General features: G+C 71.1%; 17 protein-coding genes. 2 read left to right on the top strand and 15 right to left on the bottom strand.

All coding sequences use genetic code 11. From position 1 onward, the window contains the following. Positions 1-159: 159 nt before the first annotated feature. Positions 160-1,143, bottom strand: coding sequence for an ABC transporter substrate-binding protein (locus tag ACULK2_RS02910; RefSeq protein WP_445970105.1), 984 nt, complete (start codon positions 1,141-1,143; stop codon positions 160-162). A 453-nt stretch (positions 1,144-1,596) separates the two neighbouring features. On the opposite strand from ACULK2_RS02910, the gene ACULK2_RS02905 reads away from it, so the two are divergent. Next, positions 1,597-2,550, top strand: coding sequence for an NAD-dependent epimerase/dehydratase family protein (locus tag ACULK2_RS02905; RefSeq protein WP_445970106.1), 954 nt, complete (start codon positions 1,597-1,599; stop codon positions 2,548-2,550). A gap of 24 nt (positions 2,551-2,574) precedes the next feature. Here the strand turns inward: ACULK2_RS02905 and ACULK2_RS02900 are convergent, their stop codons facing one another. Further along, the gene (locus tag ACULK2_RS02900; RefSeq protein WP_445970107.1) at positions 2,575-3,162 is read right to left on the bottom strand and encodes an HhH-GPD-type base excision DNA repair protein; all 588 of its coding nucleotides are present in this window, start codon (positions 3,160-3,162) and stop codon (positions 2,575-2,577) included. A 156-nt stretch (positions 3,163-3,318) separates the two neighbouring features. On the opposite strand from ACULK2_RS02900, the gene ACULK2_RS02895 reads away from it, so the two are divergent. Continuing rightward, on the top strand, positions 3,319-3,699 hold the full coding sequence (locus tag ACULK2_RS02895) for a glyoxalase superfamily protein (protein ID WP_445970108.1): 381 nt from the start codon (positions 3,319-3,321) through the stop codon (positions 3,697-3,699). A 392-nt stretch (positions 3,700-4,091) separates the two neighbouring features. Here the strand turns inward: ACULK2_RS02895 and ACULK2_RS02890 are convergent, their stop codons facing one another. The 13 genes from ACULK2_RS02890 to ACULK2_RS02830 form a co-directional block, all read right to left on the bottom strand. Further along, positions 4,092-5,231, bottom strand: coding sequence for a LacI family DNA-binding transcriptional regulator (locus ACULK2_RS02890; protein WP_445970109.1), 1,140 nt, complete (start codon positions 5,229-5,231; stop codon positions 4,092-4,094). A gap of 11 nt (positions 5,232-5,242) precedes the next feature. Continuing rightward, entirely contained in the window at positions 5,243-6,766 is a 1,524-nt protein-coding gene (gene araA / locus ACULK2_RS02885) for an L-arabinose isomerase (protein WP_445970110.1), read from the bottom strand. A gap of 32 nt (positions 6,767-6,798) precedes the next feature. Then, complete coding sequence (locus tag ACULK2_RS02880) at positions 6,799-8,406, bottom strand: xylulokinase (RefSeq protein ID WP_445970111.1); 1,608 nt, start codon at positions 8,404-8,406, stop codon at positions 6,799-6,801. A 146-nt stretch (positions 8,407-8,552) separates the two neighbouring features. Then, the gene (gene mmsB, locus ACULK2_RS02875; RefSeq protein ID WP_445970112.1) at positions 8,553-9,797 is read right to left on the bottom strand and encodes a multiple monosaccharide ABC transporter permease; all 1,245 of its coding nucleotides are present in this window, start codon (positions 9,795-9,797) and stop codon (positions 8,553-8,555) included. A 33-nt stretch (positions 9,798-9,830) separates the two neighbouring features. After that, on the bottom strand, positions 9,831-11,360 hold the full coding sequence (gene mmsA / locus ACULK2_RS02870) for a multiple monosaccharide ABC transporter ATP-binding protein (RefSeq protein WP_445970113.1): 1,530 nt from the start codon (positions 11,358-11,360) through the stop codon (positions 9,831-9,833). A gap of 132 nt (positions 11,361-11,492) precedes the next feature. Beyond that, the gene (chvE, locus tag ACULK2_RS02865) at positions 11,493-12,563 is read right to left on the bottom strand and encodes a multiple monosaccharide ABC transporter substrate-binding protein (RefSeq protein ID WP_445970211.1); all 1,071 of its coding nucleotides are present in this window, start codon (positions 12,561-12,563) and stop codon (positions 11,493-11,495) included. Positions 12,564-12,734: 171 nt separating this feature from the next. After that, entirely contained in the window at positions 12,735-13,529 is a 795-nt protein-coding gene (locus ACULK2_RS02860; RefSeq protein ID WP_445970114.1) for an L-ribulose-5-phosphate 4-epimerase, read from the bottom strand. Beyond that, positions 13,526-13,678 carry a hypothetical protein gene (locus ACULK2_RS02855; protein WP_445970115.1) on the bottom strand — a complete coding sequence of 51 codons (153 nt, stop codon included), beginning with the start codon at positions 13,676-13,678 and terminating at the stop codon, positions 13,526-13,528. Before ACULK2_RS02855 ends, ACULK2_RS02860 begins: the two co-directional genes overlap by 4 nt. Positions 13,679-13,923: 245 nt before the next feature. After that, positions 13,924-14,976 (bottom strand): LacI family DNA-binding transcriptional regulator, encoded by a 1,053-nt coding sequence (locus ACULK2_RS02850; RefSeq protein ID WP_445970116.1) that lies wholly within the window; start codon positions 14,974-14,976, stop codon positions 13,924-13,926. 91 nt (positions 14,977-15,067) lie between these two features. Continuing rightward, the gene (locus tag ACULK2_RS02845) at positions 15,068-16,516 is read right to left on the bottom strand and encodes an MFS transporter (RefSeq protein ID WP_445970117.1); all 1,449 of its coding nucleotides are present in this window, start codon (positions 16,514-16,516) and stop codon (positions 15,068-15,070) included. Between the two features lie 40 nt (positions 16,517-16,556). After that, entirely contained in the window at positions 16,557-17,387 is an 831-nt protein-coding gene (locus ACULK2_RS02840) for an aldo/keto reductase (protein WP_445970118.1), read from the bottom strand. Between the two features lie 133 nt (positions 17,388-17,520). Then, positions 17,521-18,882, bottom strand: a complete 1,362-nt coding sequence (locus ACULK2_RS02835; RefSeq protein WP_445970119.1) for an APC family permease — start codon at positions 18,880-18,882, stop codon at positions 17,521-17,523. 217 nt (positions 18,883-19,099) lie between these two features. Further along, the gene (locus tag ACULK2_RS02830) at positions 19,100-20,260 is read right to left on the bottom strand and encodes a cystathionine gamma-synthase (protein WP_445970120.1); all 1,161 of its coding nucleotides are present in this window, start codon (positions 20,258-20,260) and stop codon (positions 19,100-19,102) included. Positions 20,261-20,271 lie beyond the last annotated feature (11 nt).

Genomic DNA, 20,271 nt, shown 5'->3' with positions numbered 1-20,271 from the left:
GAGTCCGCGAGCGGATGCGGCATCCGCTCGACTGCGCCGGGGTGGCGCCGGGGCGCCCGGGGTCGGCGCCGGGTGGGACGAGGGTACCGGGTGCGCGGCATGGACGACCGCGCACCCGGCGGGTCAGGCGGGCGCCAGTCGGGCGCCCGCCTGACCGGGTCAGTACTGGCGGGTGGGCAGGGCCTCGATCGCCTCTTCCTGCGTGAAGGTGGTCTCCTCGGTGATGATGCGCTTCTCGGGCTCCTCACCGTCGTTGATCTGCTTCACGATGTCGACGAGCTGCTTGCCGAGGAGCGGGGAGCACTCGACGATGAAGTTGATCTTCCCGTCGGCGAGCGCCTGCATGCCGTCCTTGACCGCGTCGACCGTGACGATCTTGATGTCGACGCCCGGCTCCAGGCCGGCCGCCTCGATCGCCTCGATCGCGCCGAGTCCCATGTCGTCGTTGTGCGCGTAGATGAGGTCGACGTCGGGGTTCGACTTCAGCAGCGCCTCGGTCACCTGCTTGCCGCCCGCACGGGTGAAGTCGCCGGTCTGGCTGGCGACGACCTCGAGGTTCGGGTTCGCGGCGATGACCTCGGCGAAGCCCTCGGCACGGTCGATCGCGGGCGCGGCGCCCGTCGTGCCCTCGAGCTGGATGATCTGCACGGGCTCGGTCGTGTCGGCGTACTCGTCGAGCACCCACTGCCCGGCCTTCTCGCCCTCCTCGACGAAGTCGGAGCCGAGGAAGCTGACGTAGAGCGAGTCGTCCTGCGAGTCGACCGCGCGGTCGGTGAGCACCACGGGGATGCCGGCGGCCTTCGCCTCGTTGAGCACGGCGTCCCAGCCGGTCTCGACGACGGGCGAGAACGCGATGACGTCGACCTGCTGCTGGATGTACGAGCGGATCGCCTTGATCTGGTTCTCCTGCTTCTGCTGCGCGTCGGAGAACTTGAGCTCGATGCCCGCCTCCTCGAAGGACGCCTGGATGTCCTTCGTGTTCGCGGTGCGCCAACCCGACTCGGCGCCGACCTGGGCGAATCCGACCACGAGTTCGTCGAGCGGCTTGGGACCCTCGGCCGAGGCGTCGCCGCTGGTGGCGCATCCGGTGAGGGCGAGGAGCATCGCGCCAGTGGCGGCGATGCCGATGAGCGTCTTCTTCATCAGCTGGAACCTCCTTGTTCACGGCCGGCGTCGGGGGCTGCTGCGGAGTCTCGGTGCGCCGGGCGGCCAGTCCGTTCGGGCCGCGCTTGGAATGTTAGCGCTCACAAGTGAGCGCTCACAAGTGGCAATTCGATAACGGATGCGTCACGCTGCCGGTTCAAGGTCCGGCACGGTCGAATCCGCAGGTCGGCGGTGATTTCCACTGTCGCGCAAGCGCTCCATCCGCACCGGATCGACGGCCGGCCGGACGAAATGTGATCGCTCATCTCTCGCCGCATCATGCTGCATGGAGATCCTCACGACGGACCTCCCACCGCACGCTTCACCCGGAATCTCATGCCTCGGCGCGCGGCCCCGGACGTCAGCGCGGCGTGACCGCATCGGAACCTCATGCAATGGAGAACGTCGTCGGGCGTCACCGCGGCGTAACCTGCACCGGGAAGGATGCGCACCATGGACTCCGTCGCACACCTCATCGTCGGCGCCGGCCCGGTCGGCTCCGCCCTCGCCCGGCGCCTCGCGGAGGCCGGTGAGCGCGTGCGGGTGGTCACCCGCTCGGGCCGCGGGCCGCGGCATCCGCTCGTCGACGCCGACGCGCTCGACGCGAGCGACGGTGAGCGCCTCGCCGAAGCCGCCCGCGGAGCGCGGGTCGTCTACAACTGCGCCAACCCCGGCGACTACACGAAGTGGGAACGCGTCTGGCCGCCGCTCGCGACCTCGATCCTGCACGCGGCCGAGGCATCCGGCGCGGTGCTCGTCATCATGGGCAACCTCTACGGGTACGGGCCCGTCGACGGGCCGATGCGTCGCGACACGCCGCTCCGGCCGTCCGACCACAAGGGAGCGCTGCGCGTCCGCATGTGGGAGGAGGCGCTCGCCGCGCACCGCGCCGGCCGCGTGCGGGTCGCCGAGGCGCGGGCATCCGACTACCTCGGGCCGACCGCGCCGGTGTCGAACGGGCTGCTTCCCCGGTACGCCGCGGCGACGCTCGCCGGGAGGCCCGCGACCGTCTTCGGCGACCCCGACGCGCCGCACTCGTGGACCGCCGTCGACGACATCGCCGCGACGCTCGAGGTGCTCGGTCGCGACGACCGCGCGTGGGGCGCCGGCTGGATCGTGCCGTCGAACCCGCCCGCGAGCGTCCGCTCGGTGCTCACGGAACTCGGCGAGCTCGCGGGCACCGGCGAGCCGAGACTGCGACGGATGCCGCGGTGGGCCCTCTCCTCGCTCGGCCTCGTCGTGCCCGTGCTCCGCGAGGTGACCGGCGTGCTGTACCAGTTCGAGCGGCCGTTCGTCGTGGATGCCGCGGACACGACGGGCACGTTCGGCCTCGTGCCGACGGACTGGGACGATTTGCTCGCCGCGACCGCGCGCGCCTGGCACGAGCGGGCGGCCGCGGCGCGCTGAGCGGTCGCGCCCGCCGGCGGCGCGCTACGGCTTGGCGGCCTTCGCGGCGGCCTTCGCGGCCTGCTTCGTGGCGCGGACCTTCGCGAGCGACTCGGGGTCGACGATGTCGGCGACCGACGAGAACGACCCCTCCTCGCCGTAGTGGCCGGCGGCCTCGCGCCATCCGCTCGCCTCGAGGCCGCACTGCTTGCCGAGCAGGGCCAGGAAGATCTTCGCCTTCTGCTCGCCGAATCCCGGCAGCGCCTTCAGGCGCCTGAGCACCTCGGCGCCGTCGGGGTCGCCCTGCGTCCAGATCGCGGCGGCGTCGCCGCCCCAGTCGTCGCGGACGGCGGCGGCGAGCGCCTGCACGCGTCCGGCCATCGAGCCCGGGTAGCGGTGCACGGCCGGCGGCTGCCTGAACGCCTCGACGAACCGGTCGGGCTCGACCGCCGCGATGGCCGCGGGCTCGATCGTGCCGACCCGGTCCCGGATCTTCGCCGGCCCCGCGAACGCGGTCTCCATCGCGACCTGCTGGTCGAGCAGCATGCCCGTGAGCAGGGCGAACGCGTCGCTGCTCAGCAGGTCGTCGGCAACGGCATCCCCGGTGATGTTGAGCGTGGTCATGGGATCCATCCTCCCATCGCGCCCGCGGGCGCGCTCGGCGGGCGACCTCCCCGGCGATTCGGTGCCGGATCGCATTCCGGACAGGAACTGACCGCTTCACGCGCCACACTGGAGGCATCAGCCCAGCCGGGGCATCCGCCGCCCGGCCCGAACAGGAGGACCACCATGGACTGGAAGATCGAGCTCATCCACGTGCCCGTCAGCGACGTCGACCGCGCGAAGGCGTTCTACGTCGACAAGCTCGGCTTCAACGCCGACCACGACCAGCGCGTGAGCGACGACCTGCGCTTCGTGCAGCTCACCCCGCCCGGATCGGCGTGCTCGATCGCCTTCGGCGAGGGCCTGGGCAACACCCTCGAGCCGGGATCCCTCGACGTCATCCAGGTCGTGATCCCGGACGCCGACGCCGTGCTCGCCGACCTGCGCGCGAAGGGCGTCGAGTGCGAGGGCGTCGACGAGCAGGCATGGGGCCGCTTCATCACCCTGCGCGATCCCGACGGCAACCGCTGGACGCTGCAGCAGCTCCCCGACTACTCCGCCGCCTGACGCGACGAACGCCCCCGGCGGCAGAGTGCGCCGCGCCGAGGGGTGCCGCGTGACCGAGCGGGTGGCAGCGACTCTCCGATTTCGGGGGAAGAAGTATCCGCCGCATAACGTTCCACCAGGTTCGAGCGCGAGCACCCGTCGCCGCCGCGAATCGGGGACATGTCCCCGCTCGGCGGGCCCGGCGGCATCCGCGCTGCAGTTCGCAGGATGAGAGCGCCGATGCTGCGCCTGGGAGCCCCGTCGCGGCGCTGATCCTGCGAACTCGCATCCGAAGGCGGCTCCGGGCGCATCGCCGCGGGGCGATTCGCAGGATGAGGCGACCGATGAGCCCCCTACGCCGACCACCGCGCACGTCATCCTGCAGACTCGTGGGGGCGCCGATCCGAGAGGGCTCAGGCGCGCGGCGCGCCGGCGCTCTCGCGCACCAACGGGATCGGGCGCGGCGGGGCGGTGCTCTCGCGCACGACGAGCTCGGGCACGCGCGAGGTGCGGTCGGGCGCGGCGGCCTCGTCGCGCAGCACGTCGGCGACGGTCGCCATGATGTCGCGGCCGAGCGAGTCGAAGTCCTGCCGCACGGTCGTCAGTGCGGGCGTGAAGTACGCGGCCTCCGGGATGTCGTCGAACCCCACGACACTGAGGTCGCCCGGCACCGAGACGCCGGCCTCGTGGCACGCGTGCAGCAGCCCGAGCGACATCTGGTCGTTGCCGACGACGACGGCACTGGCCCACCCGTCGGCGAGCAGGCGGCGGCCCGCCGCGTGACCGGATGCCGCGAGCCAGTCGCCCGCGATCGGCTCGCGCACCTCGAGCCCGTGGTCCGCCAGCGCGGCGGCGACACCTCGGCGGCGCTCGGCGGCGTCCATCGAGTCGGCGGGGCCGGCCACGTGCGCGATGCGCCGGTGCCCGAGGGCGATGAGGTGCTCGGTCGCGAGCCGGGCTCCGGCGGCCTGGTCGAACGAGACGCGGTGCAGGCCGGGTTCGACCTCGGATGCCACGGCCACGACGGGCACGCCGGCGTCGATGCCGCGCAGCACGTCGATGCCCTCGCGCTCGCCCGAGATGAGCACGATCGCCTCGACCCGCTGCAGCACGAGCCGGTGCACGGCCTCCCGCAGCACGTCGGCGTCGAGCGTGCGCATGCTCGCCTGGCTCACCGTGTACCCCGCGTCGCGGGCCGCCTCGTTGAACCCGAGCGCGGCGCTCGACGGGCCGTAGTCGGGGCGGCCGGCCTGGATGAGCCCGATCGATCCCGAGCGGCGTCGCGCCATGGCTCGTGCCGTCGGCGACGGCGTGTAGCTCAGCTCGGCGATCGCCTCGCGCACCCGCACGCGGGTCGCGGCGGCGACGCCGGGCAGGTCGTTGAGCACCCGCGACACCGTCTGGTGCGAGACGCCCGCGTGCCGCGCGACGTCGAACATCGTCGGCACGCCCGCCGGATCGGAGGCGGCCGGGGCGGATGTCCCGGCCCCGGCAGCGCCGGATGCCCCGGCCGGACCGTCGCCGGCCCGCGCCGAGGCATCCGCACCGCTCACGAGGCTCTCCTTCAGAGGCCCTGCGCCAGTCGGTAGTAGGCCTGGTTCCACCGTACTTCGCGCTCGAAGCCGCGCTGCGTGGTGTCCTCGTCGATGACGAGCAGCTCGACCTTCGCCATCTCGGCGAAGTCGCGGAACACCTCGACGCCGACCGCGGTCGACATGACCGTGTGGTGCGCGGCGCCGGCGGTGAGCCATGCGGCGGCCGACGTCTGGAAGTCGGGGGCGGGCTTCCAGATCGCGCGGCCGACGGGCAGCTTCGGCAGGGCCTCGCGAGGCGCCACGTTCTCGACGACGTTCGCGGTGAGCCGGAACCGGTCGCGCATGTCGGACAGCGCGACGACGACCGCGGGGCCGGGGTCGGCCGTGAAGACCAGGCGCACCGGGTCCTCCTTGCCGCCGATGCCGAGCGGGTGGATCTCGAGCGACGGCTTCGCGGTCGTGATCGACGGCGCGACCTCGAGCATGTGCGCGCCGAGGATCAGCTCGTCGCCGGGCGTGAGGTCGTAGGTGTAGTCCTCCATGAGGGTCGCGCCGCCGGGCAGCCCTGCGCCCATCACGTTCGCGACCCGCACGAGGATCGCGGTCTTCCAGTCGCCCTCGGCGCCGAAGCCGTACCCCTCGGCCTGCAGGCGCTGCACCGCGAGACCGGGCAGCTGGCGGAGCGCGCCGAGGTCCTCGAACGAGGTCGTGAACGCGCCGAAGCCGCCCTCCTCGAGGAACGAACGCAGCCCGATCTCGACGGCCGCGCCGTAGCGCAACGACTCGTGGCGCTCGCCGCCCGCGCGCAGCGACGCCTCGACCTCGTAGAGCTCCTCGTACTCCGCGACGAGCGCGTCGATGTCGGCATCGGATGCCGCGTGCACGGCCTCCGCGAGCTCGTTGACGCCCCAGGTGTTGACCTGGACGCCGAACCGGAGCTCGGCCTCGGTCTTGTCGCCCTCGGTGACCGCGACGTAGCGCATGTTGTCCCCGAAACGCACGAGCTTCAGCGAACGGGATGCCGCGAGGCCGGCCGCCGCGCGCTGCCACGTGCCGAGCTCGCGCTGCACGCGCGGGTCGGAGGCGTGCCCGACGATGGTCTTCCGCGGCACGCCGAGCCGGGTCTGGATGTACCCGAACTCGCGGTCGCCGTGCGCCGCCTGGTTGAGGTTCATGAAGTCGAAGTCGATGTCGCCCCACGGCAGCTCGACGTTCGCCTGCGTGTGCAGGTGCGCAAGCGGCTTCTGCAGCGCGTCGAGGCCGGCGATCCACATCTTCGCGGGGCTGAACGTGTGCATCCACGCGACGACGCCGATGACGTTCGCGGCGGCGTTCGCCTCGAGCGCGACCTGCTTGATCGCGGCCGAGTCGGTGAGCACGGGCTTCCAGACGACCGTCACGGGCACGTCGGATGCCGCGTCGAGCGCCTCGGCGATGGTGCGCGACTGGTCGGCGACCTGGGCGAGGGTCTCGGGGCCGTACAGGTGCTGGCTCCCGGTGAGGAACCAGACCTCGTAGCCGTCGAGGGAGGTGGTGAGCGGGGTGCGGGTCATGTGCGGTCCTTCGTGGTTCGGAAGTCGGTCGGTCAGAGGGATGCCACGGCGGCCGCCTCGGCGGCGAGGCCCGCGGCGTAGCGGTCGAGGTAGGCGGCGAAGCCGGCGACATCCGCCGGGTCGGGATCGGCGACGTCGATCGCGGCGCTCGCGAACACGCGCTCGGAGAGGTACGTGCCGAGGTCGAGTTCATCGGCGGCGCCGAGGTACGCGGCGAGAACGGCGATACCCCACGCGCCGCCCTCGGACGCGGTCTCGCCGACGGCGACGGGCGCGTCGAGTGCGCCGGCGAGGAATCGCTGCGCCACGCCCGCCGTCCGGAAGATGCCGCCGTGAGCGGTCATGCGGTCGAGGCCGACGCCCTCGTCGTGCAGCACGCGCATGCCGAGCGCGAGCGTGCCGTACACGCCGTAGATCTGGGCGCGCATGAGGTTGGCGAGCGTGAGCCGGCTGTCGGGCGTGCGGACGACCATGGGCCGCCCCTCCTCGAGGCCCGCGATGGGCTCGCCCGCGAGCTGGTTGTAGGCGATGAGGCCGCCGGCGTCGGCTTCGCCCTCGAGCGCCTCGCGGAACAGCGCCTCGAACACCTCGTCGGCCGAGAGCTCGGTGCCCGCGGCAGCGGCGAACCGCCCGAAGACGCCCGCCCATGCGGCGAGCTCGCTCGCGCCGTTGTTGCAGTGCACCATCGCGACCGGATCGCCCGCGGGCGTCGTCACGAGGTCGAGCTCGTCGTGGGCGTTCGCCAGCGGATGCTCCAGCACGACCATCGCGAAGATGCTCGTGCCCGCGCTGACGTTGCCGGTGCGCGGCGCGACCGCGTCGGTCGCGACCATGCCCGTGCCGGCGTCGCCCTCGGGCGGGCAGAACGGGATGCCGGCGCGGAGCGCGCCCGACGGGTCGAGGAGCGCCGCGCCCGCCTCGGTGAGCTCGCCCGCGACGCGGCCCGCGGGCAGCACCTCGGGGAGCAGCTCGGCGACCTTCACGCCGGGGGCACGCGAGGCGACGAGCGCGTCGTAGGCGGCGACGAGCCGCGCGTCGTACGAGCCGGTCGCCGAGTCGATCGGGAACATCCCCGAGGCGTCGCCGACGCCGAGCACGTTCCGACCGGTGAGCCTCCAGTGCACGTATCCGGCGAGGGTCGTGAACGAACGGATGTCGCCGACGTGCGCCTCCTCGTCGAGCACCGCCTGGTGCAGGTGCGCGATCGACCAGCGCAGCGGGATGTTGATCCCGAACCGCTCGCTGAGCTCGGCCGCGGCGGGGCCGGTCGAGGTGTTCCGCCACGTGCGGAACGGCACGAGCAGCTCGCCGTCGGCGTCGAACGCGAGGTAGCCGTGCATCATCGCCGACACGCCGATCGCGCCGAAGGTCTCGGGCACGACGTCGTACCGGCGCCGCACGTCGTCGACCAGATCGGCATAGGCGGCCTGCAGGCCCGACCAGACGGCCTCCAGCGAGTAGGTCCAGCGGCGGTCGACGAACTCGTTCTCCCACTCGTGGCTGCCGACGGCGAGCACCTCGGTCGGGTCCGGGCCGACCAGGCAGGCCTTGATGCGGGTGGAACCGAGCTCGATGCCGAGGGACGTGCGCCCCTCGAGGATCGCCGCGCGCGCAGCATCCGTGGTCATGGTCTCGCTCATCGTCGTGCGTCTCCACTGGGTTCGTTAGCGCTAACAGTGTCCGATGTTAGCGCTAACGAAGAAGTTCGCCAAGCCTCCGACACACGACGAGGGGCGGATGCCACGTGGCATCCGCCCCTCGCCGTCTCAGGAGGAACCGCTGCGGGTCAGTGCCCGCCCGATCGACGCTTGTTGTACACGTCGAACGCCACCGCGAGCAGCAGCACGAGGCCCTTCACGGCCTGCTGCCACTCGATGCCGATGCCCATGATCGACATGCCGTTGTTCAGGACGCCGATGATCAGGCCACCGATGATCGCGCCGCCGATCGTGCCGACGCCGCCCTGCACCGCCGCGCCGCCGATGAACGCCGCGGAGATCGCCTCGAGCTCGAAGCCGTCACCGGCCTTCGGACCGGCGAGGTTCAGGCGGGCCGTGAAGATGAGCCCCGCGAGCGCCGCGAGGAAGCCCATGTTCACGAACAGCCAGAAGTCGACCCGGCGGGTCTTGATGCCCGACAGCTCGGCCGCGTGGCGGTTGCCGCCGATCGCGTAGATGTGGCGGCCGAACACGGTGCGGTTCATCACGATGCTGTACACGAGCACGAGCACGCCGAGGATGATGAGCGTGACGGGGATGCCCTTGTACGACGCGAGCGCGTAGGCGAAGAAGCCGATCGCCGCCGAGATGAGCACGAGCTTGGTGATGAACCAGGCGAGGGGCTCGACCTCCTGCGAGTACTTCACCCGGCCGCGGCGCGTGCGCACCTGCTGCACGACGAGGATCACGATCGCGAGCGCACCGACGCCGAGCGTCAGCGGATCGAGTTCGAATTCGCCGAACACGTTCGAGAGGAAGCCGTTGCCGAGCGCGCGGTACTCGGTCGGGAACGAGCCGATGTTCGCGTTGCCGAGCACCACGAGCGCGAGGCCGCGGAAGATGAGCATGCCCGCCAATGTCACGATGAAGGCCGGGATGCCGACGTAGGCGATCCAGAAGCCCTGCCAGACGCCGACGAGGGCGCCGATGACGAGCGAGAGCAGCACCGAGAGCCACCACGGCAGGCCCCATTGGACCGCGAACACGCCCGAGCACGCGCCGACGAACGCCGCGACCGAGCCGACCGAGAGGTCGATGTGGCCGGCGATGATGACCATCACCATGCCGATCGCGAGCACGAGGATGTACCCGTTCTGCACGACGAGGTTCGAGATGTTCTGCGGCCGCAGCAGGATGCCGTCGGTCAGGAACGCGAACAGCACGACCACCGCGACGAGCGCGATGAAGATGCCGTTGCGGCCGAGGTCGCTGAGCACGTGGGTCAGCCGGTCGGTGAACTTGTTCTGGACCGGGTTGATGTTGCTGCCCGCCGCGTGGGTCTCCTCGACGGTGGGGGGATTCGGATTCGACATGATGTCTCCTGATGTGATCCGTCAGCCGCGCGGCTAGCGGGGCTTCTCCATGGTCATGAGCTTGAGCATCGACTCGGGCGTGGCCTCCGCGACGGGAAGTTCGCCGGTGATGCGGCCCTCCGAGAGGGCGTACACGCGATCGCAGATGCCGAGCAGTTCGGGCAGCTCGGACGAGATCACGATGATGCCCTTCCCGGCCGCGGCCAGGCGGTTGATGATCGTGTAGATCTCGTACTTCGCGCCGACGTCGATGCCGCGGGTCGGCTCGTCGAGGATCAGGACGTCGGGGTCGGCGTAGATCCACTTCGACAGCACGACCTTCTGCTGGTTGCCGCCCGAGAGCTTGCCGGTCTTCACCAGGACGTTCGGCGCCTTGATGTTCATCGACTTGCGGTACTCGTTCGCGACCGCGTACTCCTCGTTGTCGTGCACGAGGCCGTACTTCTCGAGCTTCTTCAGCGACGCCATCGAGATGTTCCGCTTGATGTCCTCGATGAGGTTCAGGCCGTACGTCTTGCGGTCCTCGGTCGCGTACGCGATGCCGTTCTGGATCGCCTCGGCGACGGTGCGGGTCTTGATCTCCCTGCCGCGCAGGTAGACCTTGCCCGAGATGCGCGAACCGTACGAATGGCCGAACAGGCTCATCGCGAACTCGGTGCGCCCGGCGCCCATGAGCCCGGCGATGCCCACGATCTCACCGGCGCGCACGTTCAGGTTGACGTTGTCGACGACGACGCGCGAGGTGTCCTGCGGGTGGTGCGCGGTCCAGTCCTCGACGCGGAGCAGCTCCTCGCCGAGGTTCGGGGTGTGGTCGGGATACCGGTGCTCGAGGTCGCGGCCCACCATGTCCTTGATGATGCGGTCCTCGGTGACATCCTGCTTGGCGATCGTCTCGATCGTCTTGCCGTCGCGGATGACCGTGACCGTGTCGGCGACCTTCTTGATCTCGTTGAGCTTGTGGCTGATGATGATCGACGTGATCCCCTGGCCCTTCAGGTGCAGGATCAGGTCGAGCAGGTGATCGGAGTCCTCGTCGTTGAGGGCGGCCGTCGGCTCGTCGAGGATCAGGAGCTTCACGCGCTTCGAGAGCGCCTTCGCGATCTCGACGAGCTGCTGCTTGCCGACGCCGATCTCGCGGATCTTCGTCGTCGGGTTCTCCTTCAGGCCGACCCGGGCGAGGAGCTTCGACGCCTCGAAGTTCGTCTTGTTCCAGTCGATGAGACCGCCGGCGCCCTTCTGCTCGTTGTTGAGGAAGATGTTCTCGGCGATCGAGAGGTAGGGGCTGAGCGCGAGCTCCTGGTGGATGATCACGATGCCCTTGGCCTCGGAGTCGGTGAGGTCCTTGAACTCGACCTCCTCGCCCTCGAAGACGATGGCGCCGTCGTAGGTGCCGTGCGGGTAGACGCCCGAGAGCACCTTCATGAGGGTGGACTTGCCTGCGCCGTTCTCGCCGCAGATGGCGTGCACCTCGCCGCGTTCGACGCCCAGGTTGACGTTCGCGAGCGCCTTCACGCCGGGGAAGGTCTTCGTGATGCCGCGCATCTCGAGAATGTGGTTGGTCATCCCTTGCTCCTGCTCCATTGCCGGTGTGGGGCCGGCCGGGTGGCGGATGCCGCGGCCGGGACCTGAGGCGAGAGTACTCCCGTCGCAGGTCCCGACACGCGGTGCGTCATCCGTTCGGGATCAGCGGCCTGTTCAGCCGTTGATCTCCTCTTCGGTCCAGTAGCCGCTGTCGACCAGGACCTCGGTGATGTTGTCCGCGACGACGATCTGGGACTCGAGGAGGTACGAGGGCACGACCTTCACGCCGTTGTCGTAGTCCTCGGTGTTGTTGACCTCGGGCTCCTCGCCGTTCAGCAGGGCGGTCGCCATGTCCACGGCCACGGCCGCGAGCTCGCGGGTGTCCTTGAAGATGGTCGAGTACTGCTCGCCCGCGTTGATCGCCTTGACCGAGTCGAGCTCGGCGTCCTGGCCCGAGATGACCGGCCACTCGTCGCCGACCGAGTAGCCGGCGTCGGTGAGGGCCGAGATGATGCCGCGCGAGAGGCCGTCGTACGGCGAGAGCACCGCGTCGACCTGCGAGCCGTCGGAGTACGTCGAGACGAGGATGTCCTCCATGCGGCTCTGCGCGACCTCGCCGTCCCACCGGAGGATGGCGGCCTGCTCGAACTCGGTCTGGCCCGACTTCACGACGAGGGTGCCCTCGTCGATGTAGGGCTGGAGCGTGTCGATCGCGCCGTTCCAGAAGAACGTGGCGTTGTTGTCGTCGGGCGAACCGGCGAACAGCTCGATGTTGAACGGACCCTCGGGCGCGTCGGCGGCCTCGGTGCCCTCGAGGTCGGTCAGGCCCAGGCCCGCGAGGAGCGAGGTGGCCTGCTGGACGCCGACGACGTAGTTGTCGAACGACGCGTAGTAGTCGACGTTCTCCGAGTCGCGGATCAGGCGGTCGTACGCGATGACGGGGATCTCGGCGTCGGCCGCGTTCTGCAGCACCTCTGACAGGGTGGTGCCGTCGATCGAGGCGACGATCAGGGCCTCGGCGCCCTTGGTGATCATGTTCTCGATCTGGGAGACCTGCGTGGGGATGTCGTCCTCGGCGTACTGGAGGTCGACCTGGAAGCCCTGCTCCTCGAGCTGCTCCTTGACGGCGTCGCCGTCCTGGATCCAGCGCTCCGAGCTCTTGGTGGGCATGGCGACGCCGATCAGGCCGCCGTCGCCCTCTCCGTCGCCGCCCGCGCCGCCCGAGCACGCGGCGAGCGCGAGCATCGAACCGGCCGCCAGCGTGGCGAGGAGCACCTTCTTCGTGCTGTTCACGGTGTGTCCTTTCACTGTGTGGTCATGGACGTCGTCGTCTTGGTGACGTTTCGGAGGTCCGGCCTCGTCCATGACGACCGGCTCCCAGCGGCATCCCTCGTGACCATGGATGCCGCAAGCTCTTCAGTTGCGTTCCGCCTTCGCGTTCGCCTTCGCATCGCCGACGGCCGCCGCGGCCGTCGCCTCCGCCTCGGACACGGGCCCGTGGGCATCCCGGCGCGCGTCGGTCGACTGGCCGTAGACGTTCTGGTACCGGTCGTACAGCCGGTCGATCGACTCCTGCGGGATCGGGATCAGCGGGCCCGCCTCACGGGCGAGGTGCACGGTGCGCGCGACATCCTCGACCATGACCGCGGCCTTGACGGCGTCCTTCGCATTGGCGCCGATGGTGAACGGGCCGTGGTTCTGCATCAGCACCGCGCGCGACCGGTGGCCGCGCAGGGTCTCGACGATGCCGCGCCCGATCGAGTCGTCGCCGATGATCGCGAACGGGCCGATCGGGATCGGCCCGCCGAACTCGTCGGCCATCGCGGTGATCACGCAGGGGATCTCCTCGCCGCGCGCCGCCCAGGCGACCGCGTAGGTCGAGTGCGTGTGCACGACGCCGCCGACCTCGGGCATGTTCCGGTACACGTAGGCGTGCGCCGCGGTGTCGCTCGACGGGGAACGGTCGGCGCCCGGCGTGCCCGGGATGACATTGCCGTCGAGGTCGCAGAGGATCATGTTCTCGGGCGCCAGGTCGTCGTAGCTCACGCCGGACGGCTTGATGACGAACAGGTCCGCGCCGGGCACCCGGCCGCTGACGTTGCCGCCCGTCCAGACGACCAGGCCGTAGCGGGTCAGCTCGCCGTGCAACCGGGCGACCTCCGCGCGGGTGCGGGCGATGGCGACCTCGATCTGCGGTCCGAACGTCGTCATGCGGCGTCCGCCCGCCGGTCCGAGGCGACGGATGCCGCGGCGCGGGCGACGATCGTTCCGGTGCCGATGCCCGGGGTCCCGATGGAGACGGCGCCCTGCCGGGGGACGGCCGGGCTGGTGGGCCGGCCGGGGGCGGTCGTGTCGATCACGCGGGACTCCTTCGTCGTGTGCTGCGCTCGCCCGAGGGGCGATGGTGGAACGTCCGGCGATGTGACAGCTCATGTGACCGTTCACATCGCGAGACTCATGTTAGCCACACGTTTCGCGAATCTGTCAACCGGCGAAGGTCACGGAACGGTAACGGGGAGGGCGGGCCCGATCCCGAGGCCGCGGGACGGTTGACTCCCGGGCGCGGCGACGGGCCGCGACGGGGGTCGTCGTGCGCCTCCCCGGTTCAGAACGCCGGCGTCCCGACCGATTCGCGCACGATCAGCTCGGGCACGATCGTGCCTCGGTACTCGGGCGCGGCCGCATCGATGTCTCCGAGCAGCAGCGCGACGCACCGCCGCCCGACCTCGGGGAAGTCCTGCCGCACCGTCGTGAGCGGCGGCCAGAAGTGCGCCGCCTCGGGGATGTCGTCGAACCCGACGATCGACACGTCGCGCGGCACCTCGAGCCCCGCGTCGCGCACCGCGTGCATGACCCCGAGCGCCATCTGGTCGTTCGACGCGAAGATGGCCGTGAAGTCGCGGACGGTGAGCAGCTCACGGCCTGCGTAGAAGCCGAAGTCGGCCGTCCAGTCACCGAGGATCGGGGCGGTCGTGGGCACGTCCTGCGCACCCATCTCGTCGAGGAACCCGCGCATGCGCGCCTCCGCCTCGATCCAGTCCTGCGGGCCGGCCAGGTGGTAGATCGACCGATGACCGCGCTCGATCAGGTGCCGCGTCGCGAGGCGCGCACCGGCGATCTGGTCGACCGAGAGCGTGTGCTCGGGGTCTCGACCCGTCGACTGGAGGGTCACGTAGGGCACGTCGATCGACAGCTGGGCGAGCGTGTCGAAGACCCGCATCTGCGGGGCGATGACGACGAGGCCCTCGATGCCCTGGGCCCGCAGGTGCGCGAGGCCGTCGGCGATCGAGACGGCGTCGGACGACTCGATGTTGGCGGTGCTCACCCAGTACCCGAAGGAGCGTGCCGCCGCCTCGATCGCGGCGATGCTCGACGCGGGCCCGTAGTGCGTGCTCGACGCGGACAGGATGCCGATGGTGCGCGACCGGCTCGTGACGAGCGCCCGCGCGGCGCGGTTCGGCGTGTACTGCAGCTCGGCCATGACGTCGAGCACGCGCTGCTTGGTCTCGGGCCGGATGCTCGGGTGATGGTTGAGCACGCGCGACACCGTCTGGTGCGAGACGCCCGCGACGCGCGCCACATCGCGGATGCTCGGAGCACGCCCCTTCGGCGGCTCCTGCGACGGCTCTGGCACGGTGACCTCGTTCGATCTCGGCATGTTCACGGTCACACATGCCGGCGACACCATTATGCACATTCCCGCGCGGAATGTGACGGTCACAATGTGACGGTCACATGAACTGCGCGCCCTACTCCCCCGGCGTCGCGGTCGCCCGGGACCCTCCCGTCGACGCCGCGGCATCCGTCACGCGATCACGCCGACCGTCGGGCGGTCGCACGCGCGACGCGAGCAGCACGCCGACCACCGCGATCGCGGCGGTCACCGCGAACTCGGGCGCGTAGGCGCCGGCGATCGCGACGCTCGCGACGAGCGCCGTCACCGCGAGCGACACCGCACCGCCGAGCGACTCCCCGATCGTCAGCGCCGCACTGTTGAAGCCCTGCACCGATTGCGGCGACTGCTCGAGCACGGCCACCGAGAACCGCGGGTACATGAACCCCATCGCCGCGCCCGCGAGCGTCCAGGCGACGAACGCGGCCGCGGGCGGCAGCGTGAACAGCGCGATCGCGAGCACGCCGGCGAGCGAGACCGCGAGCGTGATCGCGCCGATCCGCACGACCTCGGTGTTCGAGAGCCGCGTGTCGAGGCGACCCTGCAGCCACGAAGCGGCCGCCCACGACAGCCCGGCGCCCGTGAGCACCGCGCCGGCGAGCCCGGCGGGCAGGTCGTACCGATCGATGAGCATCTTCGGCAGGTAGATCTCGGCGCCGAAGAACGCGCCCGCGACGATCGCGCGCATGAGCACGGTCGCCGGGATGCCGCGCACCGCCCGCAGCGTGCCGGCGGGCAGCAGCGGCCGGACCGCGACGACGGCGATCGCGATCGAGAGCACGGCGACGACCCACCGCCAGGGCTCGTCGAACTCGGCCGCGAGGCTGATGCCGAGCGCGGCGGCGGCGGCGAGCACCGACCAGCCGAGCCGGCGACCGCTCCACGGCACGTTCGGATCGCCGCGCACGAGGTCGAGCACGCGGAGCAGCGGCGCGAGCATCATCAGCGCCGCCGGCAGCACCAGTGCGATCACGCCGAGGAAGACCCAGCGCCAGTCGAGCTCCTCCGCGACGTAGCCCGCGACGGTCGGCCCGACGATCGACGGGATGACCCACGCCGCGGCGAACCCGGCGAACACGCGCGACCGCACCGACTCGGGGTAGACGCGCGCGACGATCACGTACAACGGCACGATGACGGCCGCACCGCCGATGCCGTGCACGAGACGGCCGAGCACGAGCACCGGCATGTTCGGGGCGAGCCCCGCGATCACGAGGCCGACGACGAAGAGCACGCCGGCGGCGAGGAGCGGTGGCAGCGGACCGGACCGGTCGCTCCAGTTCCCGGCGACGACCATGCCGACGACGCCCGCCGCGAGCGGCACCGAGAAGGCCAGGGCGTACAGCCCCTCGCCGTCGAGCTCGGCCGCGATGATGGGCATCGCGGTCGTGACCGCGAGCACCTCGAACGCGGCGAGGAAGATCAGCGCGAACATGCCGAGCGAGAGCCACCGCCACGACTTCGCGAACACGCCCCCCGCGGGAACGGCGTCGTCGGATGGTGCGGGGGTGGAGCGGTCGGTCACCTGATCGAGCCTACGTCCGCCCGGCGACATCCGCTCCCGGCTACATCTCCTCGTGCGAGTCGGGGTCGGCGCCCCAGATCCGGCCGCGCTCGAGGCCGGAGATCGCGTCGACCTCGTCGGCGCCGAGCTGGAGGTCGAAGACGTCGAGGTTCTCGCGCCGGCGCTCGGCATCGGCCGACTTCGGGATCGGCACGGCCCCGAGCGCGAGGTGCCATGCGAGCACCACCTGCGCGGCTGTCACCGCGTGCCGCTCGGCGATCTGGACGATGACCGGCTCGGCGAGCAGCTCGGTCCGCTTGGCGAGCGGGCTCCAGCTCTCGGTGCGGATGGCGTGCTCGGCGTGGTACGCGCGCAGTTCGCCCTGCGGGAAGTACGGGTGCAGCTCGACCTGGTTCACGACGGGCATGAGCCCGGTCTCGGCGAAGAGGCGGTCGAGCATCGCCGGGGTGAAGTTCGACACGCCGATCGACCGGACGACGCCGCGCTCCTTGAGCTTGATCATCGAGCGCCAGCTGTCGACGTACCGGTCGCGCTTCGGGTTCGGCCAGTGGATGAGGTACAGGTCGACCCAGTCGAGGTCGAGGCGCTTGCGCGACTGCTCGAAGCTCGCGAGCGTCTCGTCGATGCCGTGGTGGCGACCGGGCAGCTTCGTGGTGACGAACAGGTCGCTGCGGTCGACCTCGGAGCGGCGGATCGCCTCGGCGACCACCTCCTCGTTGCCGTAGTTGTACGCCGTGTCGATGAGCCGGTAGCCGTCGTGGATCGCCGAGACGATCGCCTCGACGCCCGACTGGTCGTTCAACCCGTACGTGCCCAGTCCGATCGCGGGGATCGTGTTGCCGTCGGCGAGTGCGTACGCGTGGGCGGTCATGCGCACCATCCTCTCCCGGGACGGCCCGCACACGCCAGCCGACCTGCGGCATCCGGACCGATTCGCAGGAGATCGGATGCCGCGACGGCGCGGCCCGGCCCGAGAGGCCGTCAGCCTCGGAGTGCCTCGCCGCTCAGGGCACGGCCTCGGGCGAGGCGGATGCCGCGGCGTCCGCCTCGACGCCCGGCACCGCGAGGACGCGCCGCCCCCGCACCCGGCGAACGATCGTGACGACGACGGATGCCGCGGCGAGCACGATCGGAACGAGGAGGTTCTGCCACGCCAGCACGAGCAGGCCCGCCGTGAGCACCGTCGCGACGACCGCGAGCCACCAGCCCAGCGAGAATCGGCGGAGCAGGAGCGTGGCCGCGAGCATGCCGGCGGCGTAGATCGCGACCATGTTGCTCGTGTGGATGAGGATGAAGCCCGACAGGTCGAGCCGGTTCCAGAGCATGAGGCCGAAGTACACCACGATCAGCCCGGCCGTCAGCGCGAGCGCGCGGCGGGGCACCGCGCCGTCCTCCGCGCCCTTGGCGAAGAACCGCGGCAGGTCGCCGTCCCGGCCGAGCGCCGCGCCGAGCTTGCCGAACGCGGGCAGGTAGGCGTTCACGACGCCGACCGTGACGATCGCGGCGACGATCGCGACGAGCACCGAGCCGATGCCGGGAGCCGTGGTCTCGACGAGGTCGAGCAGCGGCACCTGGCTCTCGCCCGCGCGGTCGCCGAGCACGGCGACGGTCACGAACTGCAGCGCGAGGTAGCCGACCCCGACGACCGCGATCGCGATGCCGGTCGCGAGCGGGATCGTGCGGCGCGGGTCCCGGAACTCGCCGGCGATGTGCGTGCCGACCTCCCACCCCGCGAACGCCCAGACGAAGAGGCTGATCGCGACGCCGACCCCGGCCCACCCGTTCGGGAGGAACGGCGTGAAGTTGCCCGCCTCCGCCGCAGGGAAGGTCACCGCGACGACGCCGACCACGACCGTGAGGAGGAGCCCGGTGAGCACGAACTGCACCCAGCCGGCGACGCGCACGCCGAACCAGTTCGCGATGAAGGGCGGCACGAAGACCGCGAGCCCGATGATCGGCACGGCCGCGCGATCGACGCCGAGCACGGCCACGACGTACTCGCCGCCGAGCACGGCGACGACGGGCGCACCGACGCAGACCCCGAAGAAGAACCAGTACCCGGTCATCCGCGCGGCGGTCGGCCCGAGCGCGCGGCGGACGTAGCTCGCGACGCCGCCTGCGTCGGGGAACCGCGACGCGAGCGCCGCGAACGTGCCCGCGAGCGGGATCGACAGCAGCAGGACCGCCGCGACGGCGACGACGGACGCCGGGCCTGCGGCCTGCGCGGCCAGGCCCGGAAGCACGAGGATTCCGGTGCCGAGGACGCTGGCGATGTAGAGGGCCGTGCCCTGGACGAGGCCCAGCCGGCCGTGGTGCTCGGATGTCGCGCCGACGGGAGGCGCGACATCCAGGGTTCTCGAACTCACCTGCTCATGCTGCCGGATGCCGCCGACACGCGCACTGGCAGGAACGACACTCTTCGGTCAGTTCCTGCCAGTCCTGCCGCCGTCGCTTCACCGGAGTCCCGTCGATGTACAGGACGATTCCGTGGATCGCGTCCTGCAGGTCGTGGGATCTCCTGTCAACCGCGGCGTTCGGGCCGGCGGGCGGGCCGGCGGGCGGGCCGGCAGGCCGGCGGGCCGGCTACAGCCGCCCGAGCGCCCCGTCGATGTCGGCGAGCAGGTCGTCGACGTCCTCGATGCCGACCGAGAGGCGCACGATCGACTCGGGCACCTCCGCCTCGGTGCCCTTCACCGAGGCGTGCGTCATCTCCGACGGGTAGTTGACGAGGGACTCGACGCCGCCGAGCGACTCGGCCAGCGTGAACAGCTCGGTCGACTCGGCGAAGCGGCGCGCAGCGGCGCCGCCGCCGGCGAGGTCGATCGACACCATGCCGCCGAAACCCGACATCTGGCTCGCGGCGAGCGCGTGGCCGGGGTGCGACTCGAGGCCCGGGTAGAGCACGCGGGCGACCGCGGGATGCTCGTCGAGCCGCCGGGCGATCGCGAGCGCGTTCCGGCTGTGCCGCTGCATCCGGATGCCGAGGGTCTTGATGCCGCGCGTCGTGAGGAACGCATCGAACGGCGACGAGACCGCGCCGGCGGCGAACTGCGTGAAACCGACGCGCTCGGCGAGCGCCTCCTGGCCGTCGGCGACGACGAGCGCGCCGCCGACGACGTCGGAGTGCCCCCCGAGGTACTTCGTCGTCGAGTGGACGACGACGTGCGCGCCGAGCGGGATCGGCTGCTGCAGGGCCGGGCTCGCGAACGTGTTGTCGACGACGACCGTGAGGCCCGCCTCATCGCCGAGCTCGGCGAGCGCCGCGATGTCGGAGATCTTCATGAGCGGGTTCGAGGGCGTCTCGACCCAGAGCACCTTCGTCGTGCCGAGCTCGATCGCGTCGCGCACCGCGTCGAGGTCGCTGGTGTCGACCGTCGAGTGCCGCACGCCCCAGTCGCCGAAGATGCGGCGGATGAGCCGGTGCGTGCCGCCGTACACGTCGTCGCCGATGACGACGTGATCGCCGGGCTGGAGCACGGTGCGGAGCAGCGCGTCCTCCGCGGCGAGGCCCGAGGCGAACGAGAGGCCGCGGATGCCGCCCTCCAGCGCCGCGAGCTGGGTCTCGAGCGCGGTGCGCGTCGGGTTGCCGCCGCGCGAGTACTCGTAGCCGCCGCGGAGGCCGCCGATGCCGTCCTGCGCGTACGTCGAGGTGACGTGGATCGGCGGGATCACCGCGCCGGTCGTCGGATCGAAGTCCTGGCCCGCGTGGACGGCTCGGGTGTCGAAACGTGCGTCGTGCTGCATGGTCCGGGGCC

The organism is Agromyces molybdatiresistens, assembly GCF_052748445.2.
The sequence above is the reverse complement of the archived record's forward strand: the minus strand, read 5'-3'. Positions and strand labels throughout refer to the sequence as shown.